The sequence below is a fragment of the Listeria immobilis genome, assembly GCF_014322765.1.
GTDB classification, from domain to species: Bacteria; Bacillota; Bacilli; order Lactobacillales; family Listeriaceae; genus Listeria; species Listeria immobilis.
On sequence record NZ_JAASTZ010000035.1, the window covers coordinates 1 to 1,788 of the forward strand.

2 protein-coding genes are annotated in these 1,788 nt (G+C 35.5%); both read right to left on the bottom strand.

Annotated features, from left to right (window positions below):
* A partial coding sequence (locus HCJ50_RS15530) for a MucBP domain-containing protein (protein WP_315984913.1) occupies nt 1–1,058 on the bottom strand: 1,058 nt, incomplete at its 3' end.
* A 133-nt stretch (nt 1,059–1,191) separates the two neighbouring features.
* Nucleotides 1,192–1,788, bottom strand: a 597-nt coding sequence (locus HCJ50_RS15535) for a MucBP domain-containing protein (protein ID WP_185395788.1), incomplete at its 5' end; no start/stop codon positions are given.

The window sequence follows — 1,788 nt, forward strand, 5'->3', positions numbered from 1 at the left end:
TCTTTGGCTGTCGAAGTATAGGTATCACCTACATTTCCGCTTAATATGTCTGTCGGAGCTAGTTCATTGCCTGCTCCATCTACATATCGAACCGTCACATCTTGACCAGCTATCGGATCAGTAACCGTGATTGGAACTCTAACCTTTGCAAATGGATTAGAGTTGGTAGAGTTACTACTTTTAATGGTAATATACCCATTGCCTCTATGTGTTGCTACACCATTAGTTAATACGTTGTTGGAAGTCCCATCATCATGGTAGATAAATGTATGGTTCGCAAAAAGTGCTTTGCCAGATTGTAAGCCTAGTTGTGTTTTATCTGGTTTCAATTGATTGAAATTTGTATTTAATGGAACAACTATCGAATTACCTGTATAGATTAATTGATCCTGCTTAATTGGGGATAAATTATAAAACTCTAACATATTTCCTCCATAGTCTATACCATATAAGTAGCCAGCTGGTATATCAGAGGTAATTTGATTCCTAGCTGTACCTAATATCAGTTTATGCTCAAATCCTGCTTTCCAATCAGTCGTAAAAATACTAGTAGGAATAGTTACTAATTTATTCTCCTTTATATCTAGCTGCCTCAAATGAGAAGATAAACCAGTTATTTCTGTAGGTATTTCCGTGATATTACCATGCGTTAGATTTAAAATTCTTAAGGAAGGTAATTGGAAAACTACTCTAGGGAATTTTTGTAAATTATTATATTCTAATCTTAAGGTTTCCAGTTTTTTTAATTGCCCAATGCTGTTAGGTATTTCTGTTGAAGCTAACCTTTGTGAAACTAGAAATTTTAAATTTTTATAATCCGAAATCTTATCTGGAATATCTGAAGATTGGTAAATGGATAGGGATGTAATAGCTTCTAAATCAGCTAATGTAATATCATCACGATTTTTCGATAAAGTTCTTTCAGTAGCTTGGATATATGGTTCATTTCCGTCTAGTTCATGTTCCAACCAAGAAGCTGCTTGGACCTTGGTTGTATGAAAAGAAATGACTGTCGCCATAATAATGAGACTAAAGGTTATTAAGAGAACCTTCTTCAATTTAAAATCAACACCTATCTAATTTTTGTAAGTTGGTATTACCATATCATATAAGCATGCTGGCTAAACTAGAAAATATACTTATTGATAATGAATATATGACGAAATGATTTACTGACTATGTTCTGTTTAATTATTTATTTTTTCTAGTTTGACGACCTGTTAATAGCGCTGCGCCGAATAGTAAAAGAACTAATCCAGCTAACATACCACTGTTTTGTGTGCTGTCTCCTGTTTTTGGCAAGGAAGTTTTTTCTTTCACTTGTTTGGTTGGATTTGGTGAATCTATTGGTTGAATATTTATTTTTTCTGTTGGAGTTACACTTGACTTGCCAACTGTTGTTTTATCATTAGGTGTCGTTGGATCTTCTGGGATTGGGATGATATTATCTGCTTTTTCTTCATACACATACGCGACGGTTTGTGCTGTATCACTAAACGTACCAATTGCATTTGCTGGCGTTGTTTTCAAATTCCAGCCGTCAATGTTTTTTGCGGTAGAAATGTAGGTGCCGCCTATGTTTCCACTTAATGTGTCTGATGTAGCTAATTCATTGCCTGCCTCATCTACATATTGAACCGTCACATCTTGGCCAGCTACTACCGCTTTTTCATATACATACGTGACTATTTGTGCTGTATCACTGAATGTGCCAGTGGCGTTGGATGGCGCTGTTTTTAGTTTCCAACCTTCAATGTCTTTGGCTGTTGAATTATATGCGTCGCCTAC